This window comes from Streptomyces sp. NPDC047079 (genome assembly GCF_040643755.1).
Classification (GTDB): domain Bacteria; phylum Actinomycetota; class Actinomycetes; order Streptomycetales; family Streptomycetaceae; genus Streptomyces.
The window spans coordinates 72,157-89,711 of the sequence record NZ_JBEYUZ010000017.1 but is presented as its reverse complement, the minus strand read 5'-3'; the positions used below and the strand labels follow the sequence as shown (position 1 = coordinate 89,711).

The 17,555-nt window shown below is 70.6% G+C and carries 14 protein-coding genes and 2 tRNA genes; 4 read left to right on the top strand and 12 right to left on the bottom strand.

The features are described 5' to 3' along the window. Positions 1–66 precede the first annotated feature (66 nt). Positions 67–1,521, bottom strand: a complete 1,455-nt coding sequence (locus tag ABZ823_RS21965; RefSeq protein ID WP_361662835.1) for a catalase — start codon at positions 1,519–1,521, stop codon at positions 67–69. Between the two features lie 144 nt (positions 1,522–1,665). On the opposite strand from ABZ823_RS21965, the gene ABZ823_RS21960 reads away from it, so the two are divergent. Beyond that, positions 1,666–2,082 carry a Fur family transcriptional regulator gene (locus ABZ823_RS21960; protein ID WP_361662833.1) on the top strand — a complete coding sequence of 139 codons (417 nt, stop codon included), beginning with the start codon at positions 1,666–1,668 and terminating at the stop codon, positions 2,080–2,082. A gap of 263 nt (positions 2,083–2,345) precedes the next feature. On the opposite strand, the gene ABZ823_RS21955 is transcribed toward ABZ823_RS21960, so the two are convergent. The 4 genes from ABZ823_RS21955 to ABZ823_RS21940 all read right to left on the bottom strand — a co-directional run bounded on the left by ABZ823_RS21955 (position 2,346) and on the right by ABZ823_RS21940 (position 7,736). After that, positions 2,346–2,419: transfer RNA gene (locus tag ABZ823_RS21955), tRNA-Met, on the bottom strand. A gap of 148 nt (positions 2,420–2,567) precedes the next feature. Further along, positions 2,568–4,409, bottom strand: coding sequence for a tetratricopeptide repeat protein (locus ABZ823_RS21950; protein WP_361662830.1), 1,842 nt, complete (start codon positions 4,407–4,409; stop codon positions 2,568–2,570). 229 nt (positions 4,410–4,638) lie between these two features. Continuing rightward, a tRNA-Met gene (locus tag ABZ823_RS21945) sits at positions 4,639–4,712 on the bottom strand. A gap of 42 nt (positions 4,713–4,754) precedes the next feature. Then, the gene (locus ABZ823_RS21940) at positions 4,755–7,736 is read right to left on the bottom strand and encodes a UPF0182 family protein (RefSeq protein WP_361662994.1); all 2,982 of its coding nucleotides are present in this window, start codon (positions 7,734–7,736) and stop codon (positions 4,755–4,757) included. A 174-nt stretch (positions 7,737–7,910) separates the two neighbouring features. On the opposite strand from ABZ823_RS21940, the gene ABZ823_RS21935 reads away from it, so the two are divergent. Beyond that, positions 7,911–8,453, top strand: coding sequence for a PPA1309 family protein (locus ABZ823_RS21935; RefSeq protein WP_361662827.1), 543 nt, complete (start codon positions 7,911–7,913; stop codon positions 8,451–8,453). A gap of 168 nt (positions 8,454–8,621) precedes the next feature. Here the strand turns inward: ABZ823_RS21935 and ABZ823_RS21930 are convergent, their stop codons facing one another. The 4 genes from ABZ823_RS21930 to ABZ823_RS21915 form a co-directional block, all read right to left on the bottom strand. Further along, on the bottom strand, positions 8,622–9,719 hold the full coding sequence (locus ABZ823_RS21930; protein ID WP_361662824.1) for a PDZ domain-containing protein: 1,098 nt from the start codon (positions 9,717–9,719) through the stop codon (positions 8,622–8,624). Positions 9,720–9,800: 81 nt separating this feature from the next. After that, complete coding sequence (locus ABZ823_RS21925; RefSeq protein WP_361662821.1) at positions 9,801–9,965, bottom strand: hypothetical protein; 165 nt, start codon at positions 9,963–9,965, stop codon at positions 9,801–9,803. Between the two features lie 180 nt (positions 9,966–10,145). Beyond that, a complete protein-coding gene (locus ABZ823_RS21920; RefSeq protein ID WP_361662818.1) occupies positions 10,146–10,607 on the bottom strand; it encodes a molybdenum cofactor biosynthesis protein MoaE in 462 nt (153 codons plus the stop codon). A 347-nt stretch (positions 10,608–10,954) separates the two neighbouring features. Continuing rightward, positions 10,955–12,118: an SDR family oxidoreductase gene (locus tag ABZ823_RS21915; protein ID WP_361662815.1), complete on the bottom strand. Its 1,164-nt coding sequence runs from the start codon at positions 12,116–12,118 to the stop codon at positions 10,955–10,957. 191 nt (positions 12,119–12,309) lie between these two features. Between ABZ823_RS21915 and ABZ823_RS21910 the strand changes: the two genes are divergently transcribed. After that, entirely contained in the window at positions 12,310–13,743 is a 1,434-nt protein-coding gene (locus ABZ823_RS21910; RefSeq protein ID WP_361662812.1) for a zinc-dependent metalloprotease, read from the top strand. After that, positions 13,740–14,255 carry an NUDIX hydrolase gene (locus tag ABZ823_RS21905; RefSeq protein ID WP_361662809.1) on the top strand — a complete coding sequence of 172 codons (516 nt, stop codon included), beginning with the start codon at positions 13,740–13,742 and terminating at the stop codon, positions 14,253–14,255. Before ABZ823_RS21910 ends, ABZ823_RS21905 begins: the two co-directional genes overlap by 4 nt. Positions 14,256–14,334: 79 nt before the next feature. On the opposite strand, the gene ABZ823_RS21900 is transcribed toward ABZ823_RS21905, so the two are convergent. Genes ABZ823_RS21900 through ABZ823_RS21890 form a run of 3 tightly spaced genes read right to left on the bottom strand, consistent with a single transcriptional unit; the run spans position 14,335 to position 17,467 of the window. Continuing rightward, positions 14,335–15,090, bottom strand: a complete 756-nt coding sequence (locus ABZ823_RS21900; RefSeq protein WP_361662806.1) for an AIM24 family protein — start codon at positions 15,088–15,090, stop codon at positions 14,335–14,337. Between the two features lie 17 nt (positions 15,091–15,107). Then, positions 15,108–15,788: an AIM24 family protein gene (locus tag ABZ823_RS21895; protein WP_361662802.1), complete on the bottom strand. Its 681-nt coding sequence runs from the start codon at positions 15,786–15,788 to the stop codon at positions 15,108–15,110. 11 nt (positions 15,789–15,799) lie between these two features. Continuing rightward, positions 15,800–17,467, bottom strand: a complete 1,668-nt coding sequence (locus tag ABZ823_RS21890; protein ID WP_361662800.1) for a TerD family protein — start codon at positions 17,465–17,467, stop codon at positions 15,800–15,802. Between the last annotated feature and the right edge of the window lie 88 nt (positions 17,468–17,555).

Genomic DNA, 17,555 nt, shown 5'->3' with positions numbered 1-17,555 from the left:
GCGAACGGGCCGGAACCCCCTCAGGGAGCCCGGCCCGTCCCCTAACCGCAAGCGGTCCAACCCGGGTCAGCCGCGCAGGGCCTGGACCGCGGCCTCCAGGCGCTTGCCGAAGTCTCCGTCGGCCTGACGGAAGTTGTTGATCGCGCGCTCGGCGATGTCGTCGCGTGAGACCTTCGAGATGGAGCCCGCGAGGTTGGCGATCAGGCGCTCCTTCTCACCCTCGGACATCAGGCGGTAGAGGTTGCCCGCCTGCACGAAGTCGTTGTCCTCGGCGTGGACCGGAGCCTCGTGGTTGCCGGTGGCGGCCGAGAAGCCGTTGAACGACTGCCACAGCGGACGGTCCGTCTGGAACGGGCCGCCGAAGCTGTTCGGCTCGTAGTTCTTCTCGCCCTTGTGGCGGCCGTCGTACAGCTGGCCGTCGCGGGAGTGGGTGCGCGCCTCGGTGGCGTGCGGGCGGTTCACCGGCAGGTGGTCGGCGTTGATGCCGACGCGGTAGCGGTGGGCGTCGCCGTACGCGAAGAGGCGGCCCTGGAGCATCTTGTCCGGGGAGGGGCCGATGCCCGGCACGAAGTGGGCGGGGCTGAAGATCGACTGCTCGACCTCGGCGAAGATGTTCTCCGGGTTGCGGTTGAGCTCCAGCTTGCCGATCTCGATCGGCGGGTAGTCCGCGTGCGGCCACACCTTGGTGAGGTCGAACGGGTTGAAGCGGTACGTCGCCGCGTCCGCCACCGGCATGATCTGGATCTGCACGGTCCAGCTCGGGAACTCGCCGCGCTCGATGGCCTCACGCAGGTCGCGCTGGTGGGAGTCGGGGTCCTCACCGGCGAGCTCGTTGGCCTCCTCGGTGGTGAGGGTCTTGATCCCCTGGTCGGTCTTGAAGTGGTACTTGACCCAGAAGGCCTCGCCGGCCTCGTTGTTCCACTGGTAGGTGTGCGAGCCGTAGCCGTTCATGTGGCGGTACGACGCCGGGATGCCGCGGTCGCCGTGAAGCCAGGTCACCTGGTGGGTGGACTCGGGCGACAGGCCCCAGAAGTCCCAGACGTTGTCCGGCTCCTGCGAACCGGTGTAGGGGTCGCGCTTCTGGGTGTGGATGAAGTCGGGGAACTTGATGGCGTCCTTGATGAAGAACACCGGGGTGTTGTTGCCGACGAGGTCGTAGTTGCCCTCTTCGGTGTAGAACTTCAGCGCGAAACCGCGGGGGTCGCGGACGGCGTCCGGGGCACCCAGGTTGCCGGCCACGGTCGAGAAACGCAGGAAGACCTCGGTCTGCTTGCCGACCTCCGACAGGAACTTGGCGCGCGTGTACCGGGTGACATCGGCGGTGACCGTGAAGGTGCCGTAGGCACCCGCGCCGCGGGCGTGCACCACGCGCTCCGGGATGCGCTCCCGGTTGAAGTGGGCCAGCTTCTCCAGAAGGAGCTGGTCCTGCACGAGAACCGGGCCGCCGACGCCCGCAGTCTCGCTGTTCTGGTTGTCGGCTACCGGAGCCCCGGCCTCCGTCGTGAGCGGTCCCTGCGTCACTGCGCCCTCCTGCGTCATTACTGACCAACCCTGTCGCTTGGCCAAAGGCGAGCTCGATCCTACAATGGACAATGTCTAAGTCAAGCAAAGCTCCAAAGTCACACCCATTCGGGAACTGTTCCCCTTGCTGTTAGGCTGGTCTGTATGAGTGACCTGTTGGAACGGCTGCGCGGACGCGGATGGCGGATGACCGCGCAGCGGCGCGTGGTGGCCGAGGTCCTCGACGGTGAGCACGTCCACTTGACGGCCGACGAGGTCCATGCGCGGGCTGTCGCCAAGCTGCCGGAGATCTCCCGGGCGACCGTCTACAACACGCTGGGTGAGCTGGTGTCCCTCGGCGAGGTGCTCGAGGTCGCCACGGACAAGCGCGCCAAGCGGTACGACCCGAACGCCCACCGGCCCCACCACCACCTGGTCTGCGCCCGCTGCGGCGCGATCCGTGACGTCCATCCGACGGGCGACCCGATGAGTGACCTCCCGGCCTCGGAGCGTTTCGGCTTCACGGTCTCGGACGTCGAGGTGACGTATCGCGGACTGTGCCCGGACTGCGCCGCGGCCTGACCCAGGCTCGCCCAGGAGCCCCGGCACCTCAAAGGTGCCGGGGCTTTCGGCTGTGCGGGGAGCGTCCATGACGAGTGATCTTTCCCCATGTGGGTGGGATTGCGCAGGACCCGCCCGCATACTCTTCACCCGGGGGCAAGAACTCTTCTCTGGCAGACAAGAACCGACCGCTTTCTCCGCGGGCGCCACCTCTGGGGAGGGCGGTCACCGGCCGGGAACGCGCCAGGGCCGGAACCCTTCCGGGTTCCGGCCCTGGTCTTCAGTAGCGGGGACAGGATTTGAACCTGCGACCTCTGGGTTATGAGCCCAGCGAGCTACCGAGCTGCTCCACCCCGCGTCGGTGAACGCAACATTACGTCAACAGTGCGGACAGAGGCAAATCGCTTCCGCGGGGCGCCCGCCACCGCCCGTCGGAAGGCCCCACCACCTGCCGGAAGGCCCCGGCCGGGGGCAGGTGCCCCCTTGGGCCCCGCGGCGGCGGGGCGTCAGGCCGACAGCTCCTGCCGCAGCGCGTCCCGCAGCCGTGCGGCCCGCTCGGACACCTCGGCGGGCCCGAGCGACACGGCCCGGTCGGCCCACCGCTGGCCCTCGGCCAGCTCCCCCCGCCGTGCGTACACGAGGGCCAGCCGCAACGCGGCCCGGCCGTGCCCCGCGTCCGCCGCCCGCGTCCACCACAGCGCGGCCTCCGGCTCGCTCCCCTCCCGGGCGAGCAGCAACCCGAGGTTGAAGGCCCCGTTCCGCGACCCGCCCTCCGCCGCCTCCCGGTACCACCGGGCCGCCTCCACGACATCGCCCCGCGCGGCGGCCAGCATCCCGACACGTACCTGCGCCCGCCGGTGCCCCTGCGAGGCGGCCCGCTCGTACCACTCCTCGCATTCGCTCTTCTCGTGCGACGGCTCGCCGAGCTCGTGTGCGGGCGCGGGCGGCCGGCGTGCGTCCAGCAGGGTGGCCAGGCGGTAGGCGGCCTCGGCGCTGCCGCCCCCGGCGGCGCACCGCAGGTGCCGCTCGGCCGTCTGCTCGTCCCCCTCGCGCAGTCGCGCGATCCCGACCTGGAGCGCCGCCTCGGTGTGCCCGGCGGCAGCCGCCCGCTCGTACCAGGTCAGGGCCGTGTCGTCGTCGCCGCGTCCGGCGTGGAGGATCCCGAGGTTGAAGGCGGCGTCGACGCTTCCCGCCTCCGCGGCCTTGGAGAACCACGGTTCGGCGCCCGTCGTGTCCCCTCCCTGCAACAGCAGGATGGCGAGCGCGTTCGCCGCCTCGCGGTGCCCGGTGTACGCCGCCCGCCGGTACCACTGCTCGGCCTGTGCCGTGCGCCCCTGCTCCGCGCAGAGCAGCGCCAGGTTGTAGGCGCCGTTGACGTCGCCGGCGTCCATCGCGGCCCGGTACCAGCGCTCGGCGGTCTGCGTCTCCCCGCGCTCGGCGTGCAGCGCGCCCAGCGCGTTCGCGGCGTTGCCGTCGCCCTCCTGGGCGGCCCGCAGCCACCACACCGCCGCACTCTCGGTGTCCCCCGCGTCCCGCAGCAGGAAGCCGAGCGCGCACGCGGCCCGCGCCTCGCCGTCCTTGGCGCTCGTCAGATACCAGCGCCCGGCCTCCTTGAGGTCGCCCCGCCTCTCCAGGATCGCCCCGAGGTGCAGCGCGGCCCGGCGGTGCCCGCGGGCGGCGGCCTGCCGGTACCACTGCTCGGCCTCCTCCAGGACCCTGGAGTCGACAGCGTTGTCACCGCCGGTCTCCCGGGCCTCGAGGGCCTCGAGGGCCTTGCGGTCCAGGGCGCGGGCCAGCCGATAGGCGGCCTCACGGTGGCCGCGTTCGGCGGCGGCCCGCATCCACCGCTCGGCACCCTCGTCACCGCGGTGCTCCAGCAGATCCGCGAGCGCGTAGGCGCCGAGCGTGTGCCCCTGTTCGGCGGACTGGCGCAGCCAGTACTCCGCGGCGGGCTCGTCGCCGCGCTCGCGGTGGTGCCGTCCGAGCGCGTGCGCAGCCGCGGCCGACCCGGCGACGGCGGCGACCCGCCACCAGCCCGCGGCCTCGTCGGCGTATCCCCGCTGGTGCAGAAGGACGCCCAGGTTGTTGGCTGCGGCACGGTCACCTGCGGCGGTCGCGGCGCGCAGCTGGGGCTCGGCTCCGTCCAGATCACCGCGACGCAGCAGCATGGCCCCGAGGACGCTCATCGCCTCGACGTCGCCGGCCTCGGCGGCGAGCCGGTGGCGCGCCTCCTCGATGGCTTCGCCGGCCTCGCCGCCCTCGCCGTTTTCGCCCGCCTCATACCGCTCGGCGGGCGACACAATTCGCCGTGATTCGAACAGAGCTGCCTTGTCCCCCATAACGTCCATCGTCGCACCACCCGCAACCCGGGTACACCTGGTATACCGCAGCCAGTGAGGTCACTTCAGCGTTTTGTCGACATGCCCACAGAGAGACAAGTCAAACACAAAGTGGCCAACTACCCGCGCAACCGGCAGTACTTCACGTGAGTCACCAGGTCACACCGTGCGTCTCGTCGTGTCGTCCGCACACGCCGAGGGCCCGGATCCTGATCAGGATCCGGGCCCTCGACTTCAGTAGCGGGGACAGGATTTGAACCTGCGACCTCTGGGTTATGAGCCCAGCGAGCTACCGAGCTGCTCCACCCCGCGCCGTTGTCTGGCAACCGTATCACGGCGCGGGAGGGCTTCGGTTCAGCCGCCGCCCGAACCGCTCGGCGAACCGCTGGGCGAACCGCTGGGCGAACCGCCGGGCGAGGCGCTCGGTCCCGCGGACGGGTTCGCACCGCTCTTTCCGCCGCCGCTGCCGGCGCCGGGGTTACCGGCCTTGGACTGCACCTCCTGGGCCCGCTTCAGCGCGTCCTGAAGGTCCTTCTGCGCCCGTCCGTACGCCTCCCAGTCGCTCTTCCTGAGGGCCTCCTGACCGGCGTCGAAGGCCTTCTGGGCGTCCTGGAGGGCCTGTTGGACCGTCGGGTTGCGGGACGGTGGCGGGTTGTTGGTGGTCCCGGTGTCCGGCGGGGTGGTCGAAGCCTCCGCCCCGAAGACCTTGTTGAGCGCCTGGCCGAGGGTGTCCTCGAACGCCGTGTTGCCGCCGTAGGTCACCAGTACCTTGCGCAGCAGCGGGTACTTGAGGCCGCCGCCGCGCACATAGACGGGCTCGACGTACAGCAGGCCGCCGTCGATGGGGACGGTGAGCAGGTTGCCGTACTCGATGTCCGAGTCACCGCCCTTGAGGAGCCTGATCGACTCGGCGATGTCCTGTTCGGAGTTGAACTGGCTCTGGACCTGCTTGGGCCCGTCGACCGTTCTGCTCGTCGGCAGCTTCAGGACTCTGATCTTGCCGTAGTCGGGGCTGCCCGCTTCGGCGTTGACCGTCATGAAGGCGCTGAGATTGTCACGGCCGTTCGGTGTGAACGTCGTCGTCAGGGAGAACGCCTGCGCGGACTGGTCGGGCATCTTCATGCTCAGGTAGTACGGCGGCACCGCGTTGCCCGACTTGTTGGTGGGGTCGTCCGGCACCTGCCACACCTCGCTGCCGCTGAGGAACGTCTGCGCGTCCTTCACGTGGTAGCGGGTGAGCAGCTCGCGCTGGACCTTGAACAGGTCCTGCGGGTACCGCAGATGGGACATCAGCGACGGCGAGATGTCGCTGCGCGGCTCCACGGTGCCTGGGAACGCCTTCATCCAGGTCTTCAGGACCGGGTCCTTGGTGTCCCACTGGTAGAGCTTGACCTCGCCGGTGTAGGCGTCGACGGTCGCCTTCACCGAGTTGCGGATGTAGTTGACCTGGTTCTGCTGGGCCATCACCGCGCGCTGGGTGTTGCCCGCGGTGAGCGAGTCGGCCGTCGTGTCGCCGAGGGTCGTACGGGAGGCGTACGGGTAGCCGTTGGTCGTGGTGTAGGCGTCGACGATCCACTGGATCCGGTGGTCGACGACCGCCGGGTAGGCGTCGCCGTCGATGGTCAGCCAGGGCGCGACCGCCTCCACGCGCTGCTTGGGCGTGCGGTTGTACAGGATCCGCGAGCCGTCGCCGATGGCGCCGGAGTAGAGGATCTGCGGCTCCCCGAACGCCACCGCGTAGGCGGCACGGTTGACCGGGTCGGAGAGGCTGACGCCGCTCCTGCCCCGGTAGGAGGTGGTCTTCTCGCCGCTGTCGTCGGAGTAGTCGATCTCCTTCTGGGGGCCGCCGACGATCGAGTACGCGGTGGTCTTCTCGCCGTAATAGATCCGCTGTTCGTAGGTGCCGAGGTCACCGGAGGACGGCAGGTCGGACTCGGTGAAGACGGGCTGGCCGTTGGCGTCGGCGGTGGTGCCCTTGGCGGCGACCACGCCGTAGCCGTGGGTGTAGCGGAAGTGGTCGTTGATCCAGTTCTGCTTCGGGATGCCCGCCAGGTTCAGCTCGCGCAGACCGATGACCGTGTCCTGGTCCTTGCCGTCCTTGGTGGTGTAGCGGTCGACGTCCAGGTTGGTCGGGAAGGCGTAGTAGTTCTTCATCTGCTGCAACTGCTGGAACGTCGGTGAGACGACGTTCGGGTCCAGCAGGCGGATGCTCGCCGTGGCGTCGGCGTCCTCGCGCAGCTTGTTCTTGTCCTTGGTGCTGCTCGTGCCGGCGTACTCGCTGACCTGGGCGTCGTCGATGCCGTAGGCCTCGCGGGTCGCCTTGAGGTTCTTCGTGACGTACGGCGCTTCCTTGGCCTGCTCGTTGGGCTGCACCTGGAACTTCTGCACGATCGCCGGGTACAGCCCGCCGATGAGGATCGCCGACAGGACCATCAGACCGAAGCCGATGACGGGCAGCTGCCAGGTGCGCCGCCACAGGGTGGCGAAGAACAGCAGCGCGCAGATGACCGCGATGCAGAACAGGATCGTCTTGGCGGGCAGGTAGGCGTTGGCGTCGACGTACCTCAGGCCGGTCCAGTCGCCGGTCGCCTTGAAGTCGCTGGACTTGACCGCGAGTCCGTACCGGTCGAGCCAGTAGGCGACCGCCTTCAGGGCGACGAACACGCCGAGCAGCACCGACAGGTGCCCGGTCGCGGCGGCGGTGGCGCGCGCTCCCGGGGAGGTGAGCCTGAGGCCGCCGTAGAGGTAGTGCGTGAGCGCGGCGGCGATGAGCGACAGCACCGTGGCGGCGAAGCCGAAGGCGAGCAGGAAGCGGTACCAGGGCAGGTCGAAGGCGTAGAAGGCGACGTCCAGGTGGAACTGGGGGTCCTTCTGGTGGAAGGGCACTCCGTTGACCCACATCAGCCAGGTCTGCCACTGGCCGGCCGCGGAGGCGCCCGCGATCAGGCCCACCAGGGCGGTGATCGCGAGGAGCAGCCAGCGCTTGTAGGGCGCGATGCCCATCCGGTAGCGGTCGAGGCTCTGCTGTTCCATGGACATGGCGCTCAGCGGCGGGCGCAGCCGGTGGGCGAGCCAGATGTTGAGGCCGACAGCGGCCGCCATCAGCAGGCCGAAGACGAAGAACAGCCCGATCTTGGTCCACAGCGTGGTGGTGAAGACGGACGAGTACTTCACCGACCGGTACCAGAGCCAGTCCGTCCAGAAGCCGGCGAACATGACGAACGCCATACCGAGGACGGCGAGGACCCCCAGTGTCATGAGCAGGGTCCGGGCACGCCGGGACGGGCGGCCCACTCTGATCCGTGGCCCCGTCGGGCCTCCGCCGCGGTCCGGCATCTGGAAAGCCAAGGTGCGCACCTCGAAGTTCGCTGTTGATCCGTGTTGATCCGTCAGGCCCCCGTGAACGCGGACCATGGATGAGGCCCCACGAACGCGGAGCCCCACCTATGCAACTTACTGGCGCTTTACTCGGTTCCCGCTTCCGGGTCGGAACGAGGCAGGATTGTGACCATGTCCAACACTCCCATGGCAGCGAGTCCCCTCACCCGGGCCGTGCTCGAGATCGACGAGTACGTCTCCGGCCTCGGGTGGGACCAGCCCGCTCGCCTCTTCGCCCTCGTCGACACCGCGCGGCTGCGGGCCCAGGAACCCTCGCTCGCGGCCCAGCTCGGCCTGGAGGACGAGCCCGAGGCCGCGGGCCTCACCCCGATCGAGCAGGAGGAGATCCCTGCCGGCAGGCCGCTGGACGAGTTCCTCGCCACGATCGCCTGGCCCGGCGCGGTCGTCGGCTGTGCGCTCACGGTGGAGCGGCTGATGCTGCCGCCGTCCGCGGAGACCGCGGTCCCGCAGGGGCTGAGCGAGAAGAAGCTGGCCCAGTGGGTCGCCGAGCACCCGGACCGCCAGGAGGTGCGGATGACGGTGGCGGTGCTGCGGGACGGCGCGCGCGAGTCGGCGCTGCGCCTGCGCGAGAAGGACTCGCCGACGGAGGTGCTGACGGGCCCGGACCTGGTGCCGGGGCTCGCGGAGGCGCTGTCGGCGACGTTCGAGGACTGAGGCGCGCACGGCTCCCGCCGGCGTGGCCTGCGGCGATGGGGCTGTCCGCGCGCGATGGGACTGTCCACATGTGAGGGGCTGTCCACGTGTGAGGGGGCGCCCCCCGGATTCGGGGGGCGCCCCCATCGCCGTATGCGCCCTACGGCGTTCTGCGCACTCGGTGGCTGTCTAGCCCTTGGTGGTGCACTTCGGCAGATCGGCGGTCTTGCCGGCCCGGATGTCCTGGAGGGCGTTCAGGGCGTCGTCGAGGGTGTTGACCCGGACCAGGGTGAGGCCCTCGGGGGCGTCCTTGGCCGCGGCCGCGCAGTTGTCCTTGGGGGTGAGGAAGTACTGGGCGCCCTTGCTGCGCGCGCCGACGGTCTTCATCTCGACCCCGCCGATCGGACCGACGTGCCCGTCGTCGTCGATGGTGCCGGTGCCGGCCACGAATTTCCCGCCGGTGAGGTCGCCCGGGGTGAGCTTGTCGACGATGCCCAGGGCGAACATGAGTCCCGCGCTCGGGCCGCCGACGTCGGCGAGCTTGATGTCGATCGAGAACGGGAACGTGTGGTCGGTCCCGGCGGAGATCCCGACGATGGCCCGCTGCCGGCCGCTGTCGTGGGACTTCTCCGTGTTGATCGTCACGTCCTGGGTCCGGGTGGCCGTCTTCTGTGCCTTCTCGGCGGCGGTCTGCTCCTTGGCGGGCACGATCGTGAAGACGACGTCCTGTCCCGGCTTGTGCCGGGTGACCAGCTTCGCCACGTCGCCGGGCGCCTTCACGGCCGTCCCGTCGACGGCCTTGATCACGTCACCGGCGTGCAGCTTGCCCTCGGCGGGCGAGCCCTTGAGGACGGTGGCGACGATCACCCAGGAGCGCACGGGAATGCGGAGCTCCTTCAGGGCGGCGACCTTGGCGCTCTCCTGGGACTGCGTGAACTCCTCGGCGTTCTCCTGGGTGGACTGCTGTTCGGTCTTGCCGTCCGGGTAGAGCGTGTCGTGCGGGACGACCTTGTTGTCGTGCGCGAGCCAGCCGTACACGGCCTCGACCAGGTTCATGTTGTAGTCGGCGCTGGTGACCCGGACGGTTGTCATGTTCAGATGGCCGGTCGTCGGATAGGTCTTGCGCCCGGAGATCTGCAGCACCGGCTCGCCGCCGTGCTCGGCGAGGGTGTTCACCGTCGGACCCGGGGACATCTCCGAGTACGGCACTTTGATGAACACTCCCGCGCACAGGAGCGCGATCAGCATCAGGGTGGAGGCGAGCATCGTCGCGGTGCGGCGTGGCATGGAACGACAGTACGGGAATGCTCTGGCGCTGCACCCTCGGGGCCGTCCGTACGCGTGGGCGGCCCCTCGGGCGGCAGGGCCTCAGGTGCCGGAGTGGGACTTCTCCATGGCCTCGCGGAAACGCGCGTATCCGGCGAGCTCGGAACCGTCGCCCGCGGTCTTGCGGTGACGGCCGGCCCAACTGCCCCACAGTGCGGCACCGATCGCAGCCAACAGCGGAATCAGCAACCAGGCGAGCGCCGCCATGCCGACCTCCCAACCCCATGAGCGACCGCAACTGACTGATCAGCAGATTAATCATCCGCCATGTCAACGCTCACGTCAGGGGTGCGGTTACGCAACCGGAGACCGGGTGAGAGCTTGGTTAACCCTATGAGAGGAATGGGCCTGGGCCGGACCGTGCCGCCGGGGGGGGTCGTCCCGGGGTCAGCAGGCGCCCACCCACTCCTCCGTCCCGTCGGAGAACCTCTGGTGCTTCCAGATGGGCACCTCGTGCTTGAGGTCGTCGATCAACTTGCGGCACGCCTCGAAAGCCTCGCCCCGATGGGGGCAGGCCACGGCGACGACCACGGCGAGGTCGCCGATCCTCAGGTTCCCGACGCGGTGGACGGCGGCGAGGGCCCGGACGGGGTAGTCGGCGGCGACCTTCTCGGCGATCCGCCGCATCTCCGCCTCGGCGCTGGGGTGGCACGAGTACTCCAGCTCGTCGACGTCCGCCCCGCCGTCGTGGTTGCGGACGGTCCCGACGAACAGCGCCGTCCCTCCGGCCGCTTCGTCACCGACGGCCCGGAAGACCTCGTCGACGGACAGCGGGGTGTCGCGGATCGCGAGCAGCTTCACGGGGTCGTCCGCCGCCTGCTCACCGGGGTGGTCGCTGTGGGGTGCCATGCCCCCATCGTGCCGTACGTCCGAGGCAGCGCGAAAGAGAGATCCGCCCAGCACGCGCGTGTGCCCGCTCGGAGGGTCCGCCAAGCGGTACCGGTACGTCATGGCGGGACCGCAGGGTTTCGAACCCCGCGCGTCCCCGGCCGCGCAGTTCCGCTCCCCGACCGTCCGGGCCGCTGGTCCCGGCCGCGCAGTTCCGCTCCCCGACCGTCCGGGCCGCTGGTCCCGGCCGCGCAGTTCCGCTCCCCGACCGTCCCGCCCGCTGGTCCCCGTGCGTCCGGGCCGCTGTCACCCTCCGTCCGGGCGGCCGCCCGCGTGGCGGCCTCCCGCGTCCCTCCGGGCGCCGCGCCTCAGATCCGCCGCCGGGCCTTCCGCGCCCGCCGTACCACCGCGGCCGCGCCGAGCAGAGCCACCGTGGCGCCCGCGGCACCCGCCGCGGTCGCGTCCTTGCGCCCGAGCCGCCGCCCCACCACGGTGTGTCGCCCGGACACCTCGTCCAGCAGCTCCGCGAGGACCTCCTCGTTCGTCCACCGGGGCCGCCATCCGGCGGCGTGCAGCCGGCTGCCGCTCACCACCCACGGGTACATCGTGTACGCGAGGTCTCCGGCGGGCGAGGGCGTGAGTCCGATCCGGTGCAGCCGGGCCGCCGCCCCGAGGGCGACCGCCGAGGGCAGCTCCATGCGCCGGATCCCGCTCAGCTCCTCGACCTCCTCCTGTTCCAGCCATCCGTCGCACCCGACGGCCAGCTCGCCCTCCACCTTCTCCAGGACGGCGTACTCCAGGGCGCTGCACAGGTCCTCGACGTGGCAGAACTGCCAGGCAGGCCGCGATCCCGCCACCACCAGCAGCCGCGGCGACTCGAAGTACCTGGTCAGCGCGGTGTCGGTGCCCCCGACCAGCACGGACGGGCGGACGACGGTGACGTTGAGTCCCGGATGCGCGCGGGGCGCGCGCCGCGCCAGCCGCTCGATCTCCAGCAGGTCCCCGACCCCGGTGGCCTCCGCCGTGGCCCGCAGCTCGGCGTCCTCGGAGAGCGGCAGCTCGTTGTCCGGCAGCGCCCCATACACCATCGCCGACGTGCACAGCACCACCCGGTGCACCCCGGCCGCCGCGGCGGCGGTCAGCACGGTCTGCGTCCCGCGCACGTTGTACGCCGTACGCGCCGCGGGATCCGTCTCCAGATCGAGATCGAGGGCCAGGTGGACCACGACGTCCGCGCCGCGCAGCTTCTCCGCGATCGCCGGGTCCCGCACATCCAGGATGTGCCACTGCGCCGCCGCGCACTCCCCGCACCGCTCGTCGATGGCGACGACCTGCTTGATCCCGTCGGACGCGGCCAGCCGCTCGGTCAGCAGCGCGCCGACGCCGGAAGCGGCGCCGGTGACCGCTACGACGGGCCCGCGGAGGGCGGGGGCCTCGTCGGCGCGCAGGGCCGCCGCGCGGGGGCGGTCGTCGGGCGACGGGCGGGCCGAGGGGTTTCGCGCTGCGCGAACCTGTGGATCTGGGGAACTCACCGGGCGTCTCCAGCGGTTGTCTTCAGTACGGACGCGACGCACGCGAGCCGTACCAGGTGGCATCCATCCTGCCGCAGGCCAGGTGTCGGCGAAGCACCCAGGCCCGATCGTGCCGGGGTGTCTACGCTGGGTGTGTTGTCGGGCAGCCAGCCGCCGGAAAAAGCCGGTGGCCTTACCAGCCGAGGAATCCCGTGAGTGACACCCCATTCGGATTCGGCCTTCCGCCGGAGGAGCCGGAGAACGGCGACGAGGGCAAGAAGAAGGACCAGCAGAGCGGTGGTGGTCAGGGACCGGCCAACCCGTTCGCTTTCGGGCTGTCCGGAGCCGGCGGCGCCGGCGCCGACAATCCGCTGGCCGCGATGTTCGGTTCCCTGAACCCCAACGACCTGGGGGCCGCGTTCCAGCAGCTGGGCCAGATGCTCTCCTACGAGGGCGGCCCGGTGAACTGGGACATGGCCAAGCAGATCGCCCGCCAGACGGTCTCCCAGGGCACCTCGGACGGCACGAAGGACGCGAGCGTGAGCCCCGGCGAGCGCTCCGCGGTCCAGGAGGCCGTCCGCCTGGCCGACCTGTGGCTCGACGATGCGACGTCGCTGCCGTCCGGCTCGGGCTCCGCCGTGGCCTGGAGCCGCGCCGAGTGGGTGGAGGCGACCCTTCCGGTGTGGAAGGAGCTCGTGGACCCGGTCGCCGAGCGCGTCGGCGCGGCCATGGGCGACGTCCTGCCGGAGGAGATGCAGGCCATGGCCGGCCCGCTGATCGGCATGATGCGTTCCATGGGCGGTGCCATGTTCGGCACGCAGATCGGGCAGGCCGTCGGTGTGCTCGCCGGCGAGGTCGTCGGGTCCACCGACATCGGTCTGCCGCTCGGTCCGGCCGGGAAGGCCGCGCTGCTGCCGCTGAACATCGAGGCGCTCGGCAAGGACCTGAGCGTGCCCAAGGAGGAGGTGCGGCTGTATCTCGCCCTGCGGGAGGCCGCCCACCAGCGTCTGTTCGCCCATGTGCCGTGGCTGCGCTCGCATCTTTTCGGCGCGGTCGAGGGCTATGCGCGCGGCATCAAGGTCGACACGGCCAAGCTGGAGGACGTGGTCGGCCAGTTCGACCCTCAGAACCCGGAGGAGCTGCAGCAGGCCCTCCAGCAGGGCATGTTCCAGCCGGAGGACACACCGGAGCAGAAGGCGGCCCTGGCCCGTCTGGAGACGGCGCTGGCGCTCGTCGAGGGCTGGGTGGACGCGGTGGTGCACGCGGCGGCGAAGCCGCGCCTGGGGAGCGCGGACGCGCTGCGTGAGACGCTGCGCCGCCGCCGGGCCTCGGGCGGTCCGGCCGAGCAGACGTTCGCCACGCTGATCGGTCTGGAGCTGCGTCCGCGCCGGCTGCGGGACGCCTCCCGGCTGTGGGCGTCGCTGACGGACGCGCGTGGCGTGGACGGCCGGGACGGCCTGTGGGCGCACCCGGACATGCTGCCCACGGCATCCGACCTGGACGACCCGGACGGCTTCGTGCACCGCGAGCAGCTCGACTTCTCCGAGCTGGACAAGATGCTCGGTGAGGCGGCGGGTGGCTCCACCGGGAAGACCGACCTCGGGAAGAAGGACGACGGCGCCGCCGAGGACGACGGCGCCGAGTGAGCCTCCACGACGACACGGTCCTCGTGCTGAAGGGCTACGAGGACCAGGAAGAGCTGTGCCAGGTCTACCTGGACCACCTGGCGACGCACCCCGACGGCATGTGGAAGTCCTGCCGTGACGGGCACATCACGGCGAGCGCCCTGGTGATCGACCCCGAGCACGGCCGTGTGCTGCTGACCCTGCACAGAAAGGTGCGGATGTGGCTGCAGATGGGCGGCCACTGCGAGCCGTCCGACGGGGCGCTGGCCGTCGCCGCCCTGCGGGAGGCGACAGAGGAGTCGGGCATCACGGGGCTGGCCCTGCTGCCCGGCGGACCGGTGCGCCTGGACCGCCATCACACGCCGTGCGCCTGGCATCTGGACGTCCAGTACGCGGCGCTCGCTCCGGCCGGTGCCGTCGAGGCGATCAGCGACGAGTCGCTGGACCTGCGCTGGTTCGCCTACGACGAGGTGGCGGCCGTGGCGGACGACTCGGTGGTACGCCTGCTGGAGCGGACGCGCGCCAGGCTCTGAGAACATCACGCTCCCAGCCGCATCGGTAAGGGGCAACACCGCGCTGGCGGTCGCCCCTTACCAATGCCGGGCCGGGCCCTCAGCTCCAGACGTTGCCCTGGTTCTGTCCGCGCGCCCCGTGCTGGCCCATGCCGTACTGCGCGCGCAGCCCCTGCCCGATCGCCGCGTTCTGCGGCGGCAGCAGCTCGCTGGGCTGGACCAGCACGAAGCCGCTGCCCATGAAGCTGAGCTCCCAGCCCTCACCGGTGTTGCCGCGTCGGCGCCACACCCCCGTGGAGTGCGTCTGGGCCTGCATCTGCACGCGCAGTCCGGTGGACCAGGCGACGATCGCGTCGGCGTCGCAGTTGACGTACTTGTCCGGGGTGACCTGCATCAGCAGGGGCGCGCCCGACGTCATCAGCGCGACCTTGCCGCGCCCGGTGATGTTGAGCTGGTACTTGCCGGAGCCGGAGATGCCGTACTGGCTGTCCACGGCGATGACCTCGTGATGCAGCGAGGAGTCCATCGCCAGCACATAGCTGCTGTCGACGGTGAGCCCCTCCTGTTCGACGTCCATGATGTGCACGTACTGGGCGAGGTTGGCGAAGTAGACGCTGCCCTGCCCGTGACAGCGCATCAGGTCCAGGCCCTCGCCCGTATGCGCACGCGCACTGCGCCGGCCGCTGCTCTGGTACTCGGCGTCGAACTCGATGAGCCCCTGGTAGGCGACCATGGTGCCCTTGCGTGCCAGGACGTCGTCGTGCCCCTCCAGCAGGACCCGCAGCAGCTGCGGGTTCTGAAGGCTGTAGCGCTCCTGGGTCTGCTGCTCGTTGTAGCCGAAAAGCGTGCTCTGCATGGTGTGCGACTTCCCCCTCAGCCCCGGATCCGGAGGCGGTCGGTACTGTCCTCGCTGGGCTGGACGACCACGATGCCCTGCCCGGAGAACGCCATCTGGTACGCCTCACCGCTGCCGCGCCCGATCAGCGACTGCGCCTTGAAGCTGCGCTTGCCCTTCACCTTCAGGTTCGGGGACCAGGCGACGAGGGCGTCCGGGTCGACGTACGTCTCGTCCTCACCGCCGCCGCAGTCGACGACGATCGGCTTGCCGCGGGAGGTCAGGGCCACCCAGCCCTGTCCGGCGATCTTCGTGTTCCACAGGCCCTGCCCGGCGAACTTGGCGAGCCCCTTGACGCGTTCGACTCCCCATTGCAGATGCGCGTCGAAGGCGAGCAGGTTGGTGGCGTTGACGGAGATCGCGTCGCCGCCCAGGTTGATGACGACGACGTTCGCGCCGTAGTCGGCGAGGTAGAGCAGACCGTCCCCGGAGCACTTCATCAGGGGCGCGCCCTCGCCGGTGATCCAGTCCCGCGCGATCTGACGCACCGCGGGCGGGTTGGGCTCGTACTGCACGAACCCCTCGTAGGCGACCATCGACCCCACGCGCGCGAAGAGGTCGTTCCCGGTCTGCAGGGCGACCTTCAGCATGTGACTGCCGTGGTTCTCCATGCGGGCGGTGACGGGTGCGGGGGCGAAGCCCGCGAGCGGCTGGTTCATGACAGGCCCCCTCAGACCTCGTACGGCTGGACGACGACGAAATTGCCGGGCGCGGCGCGGAACTGAAGATTGACGCCCTCCCCGGTGTCCCCCGGGTAGGCGTTGCGGCGCATCCGCACCTGGCTGGAGACGATCACCTGGGCGGCCGCCGACCAGGCGACGACGGCGTTGGAGTCCACGAACGTCGTCGGGGTGACGGGCAGCACCACCGGCGCGCCATGCGTCTTCACGACGATCGTGCCGGTCCCCTGGAACTGCATCGTGAACAGCGCGCCACCCGGGATGCCGTGCCCCTCGATCCGCCGGACCTCGTACTGGAGGGACTCGTCGAAGGCGAGGACGTTCTCCGCGGCGACACAGATCGCGTCGCCCTGGAGCTCGATCGGGTGCAGATGGGCGGCGTTCTCGGCGAGGAACACCTGGCCCTGGCCCGTGCACCGCATCAGCTGCATCTCCTGGCCGGTCGCGTTGCCCACGACCCGCCCGACGAAACCGGCGCCCTTGTAGCCGAAGTCGACCTTGCCCTGGTAGAGCACCATGCTGCCCTGCCGCGCCAGCACGGGCTGGCCGCCGATGCCGAGGTCGACGCGGACCAGCTTCTTGTTCTGCTGCGTCCACCGCTGACCGGTGGGCGTCTCTTTGAACGCCTGGAGCGCGGCGGCCGCACCGGTGGCGCCCTGCGGGGCACCCTGGGGAGCGCCGTACGGGGCTGGGGCGCCCGCCTGGCCGGGAACCTGGCCGTAGGTCGGCTGCTGACCGTAACCGGGGGGCGGGGGCGGGGTCGGCTGACCGTAACCGGGAGGCACCGAGGCGGACGGCTGCCCGCCGTAGCCCGGCGGCGGGCCCGGCTGCCCAGGCGGCTGGGCGTACGGTGCGGGGCCCGGCGGCGGCACGGCTGCGCCGGGCGGGGACGTCAGGGGTGCGACGATGGTGGGCGCGGCGTGCACGGACGGCGCGGGGGCGGGCGGAGCGGGCGCCGGGGGTGGCGCGAAGCCCTGCGGCGCGGGCTGCGGCTGCTGCGGCGCCGGGGCGGCAACGGGCGCGGACGGGGCGGCGAACGCGGGCGGCGCCGAAGGCTGGGCGGGCGGCGCGAACCCGGGCACCGCATCGGCCGACGGCTGCTGCGACTGCTCCGGCGCGGATGCCTCCTCCTCGGCGACCTCCCCACCGAAGTTCTTCAGCAGCGCCTCCAGGCCACCGTCGAAGCCCTGGCCGACCGCGGCGAACCGCCAGACGTCCTTCAGATAGAAGTCGCCCAGCATGACCGCACGTTCGGTGCTGAACTCCGCGCCGCTGAAGGGATATCGGGCCACTTCCTCGCCACCCGCCACGATCCGCAGATATCCGGGGCCGATCTGCGACATCTGCCCGGCACCGTCGATCGTCGCCGTGAAGGACAGCTTCCGGATATGCGGCGGGATCCTGTCGAGCGTGATCCGGAAGGACTCCGTGTCGCCCGCCTGCGCCCCCAGGAGCTGAACGGCCTCCTCCGGCGACTTCGGCTGGTTGAAGAAGACGAAGTACCGGTCGTCCGAAAGTCGTTCGTCGGCGTCCAGCCCGAAGCAGCTGATGTCGAAGGTCAGTCCGGGCCCGCCGATCTGCACGCCTACATACAGATCCGTGCCCGCGGTGAGGTCACTGATCCTGGCCTTGTGGCCGCGCTGGAATTCCCTGGCCATGCGTAACGACCGTCCCCCATCCCGAATAAGAGTGCGTCGCGCCAGGCTAACGGCAAACACCCACAGCGGGCTCAGCCGGTACAGACCC

Excerpts from the sequence above, each read along its gene's own strand:
- ABZ823_RS21900 (WP_361662806.1), bottom strand. The coding sequence starts at position 15,090 with ATGCAGAGCACGCTTTTCGGCTACAACGAGCAGCAGACCCAGGAGCGC.
- ABZ823_RS21950 (WP_361662830.1), bottom strand. The coding sequence starts at position 4,409 with ATGGACGTTATGGGGGACAAGGCAGCTCTGTTCGAATCACGGCGAATT.
- ABZ823_RS21925 (WP_361662821.1), bottom strand. The coding sequence starts at position 9,965 with ATGGCGGCGCTCGCCTGGTTGCTGATTCCGCTGTTGGCTGCGATCGGT.
- ABZ823_RS21940 (WP_361662994.1), bottom strand. The coding sequence starts at position 7,736 with ATGCCGGACCGCGGCGGAGGCCCGACGGGGCCACGGATCAGAGTGGGC.
- ABZ823_RS21930 (WP_361662824.1), bottom strand. The coding sequence starts at position 9,719 with ATGCCACGCCGCACCGCGACGATGCTCGCCTCCACCCTGATGCTGATC.
- ABZ823_RS21890 (WP_361662800.1), bottom strand. The coding sequence starts at position 17,467 with ATGGCCAGGGAATTCCAGCGCGGCCACAAGGCCAGGATCAGTGACCTC.
- ABZ823_RS21920 (WP_361662818.1), bottom strand. The coding sequence starts at position 10,607 with ATGGCACCCCACAGCGACCACCCCGGTGAGCAGGCGGCGGACGACCCC.
- ABZ823_RS21960 (WP_361662833.1), top strand. The coding sequence starts at position 1,666 with ATGAGTGACCTGTTGGAACGGCTGCGCGGACGCGGATGGCGGATGACC.
- ABZ823_RS21935 (WP_361662827.1), top strand. The coding sequence starts at position 7,911 with ATGTCCAACACTCCCATGGCAGCGAGTCCCCTCACCCGGGCCGTGCTC.
- ABZ823_RS21895 (WP_361662802.1), bottom strand. The coding sequence starts at position 15,788 with ATGAACCAGCCGCTCGCGGGCTTCGCCCCCGCACCCGTCACCGCCCGC.